Raw genomic sequence first — 307 nt, forward strand, 5'->3', positions numbered from 1 at the left:
GAAGCGCTTGAAGCTGCCGCGCTCCTCGGGGATCGTCACCGCGAACACCGCTTCGCGCGCTTCACCTACCTCGGCGCGCTCGGCCACGAAGCGCATGCGGTCGAAGTTCATGTTCGCGCCCGAGGTGATTGCCACCAGCGTCTGGCCTTCGATGCCCTCGCGCTCCGCGTACTGCTTCGCACCCGCCACGGCCAGTGCGCCCGCGGGTTCGAGCACGCTGCGCGTGTCCTGGAAGACGTCCTTGATCGCGGCGCACAGGGCATCGGTATCGACGGTCAGCACTTCATCGAGATAGGTTTGGCACAGA

General features: G+C 66.1%; 1 pseudogene. It reads right to left on the reverse strand.

Features of this window, described 5'->3' with window-relative positions:
* Positions 1–307 (reverse strand): annotated as a pseudogene (locus U5A52_RS43200) (PLP-dependent threonine dehydratase); the annotation flags it as partial.

Origin of the sequence: Paraburkholderia sp. J8-2 (assembly GCF_905220195.1) — a bacterium.
Classification (GTDB): Bacteria; Pseudomonadota; Gammaproteobacteria; order Burkholderiales; family Burkholderiaceae; genus Paraburkholderia.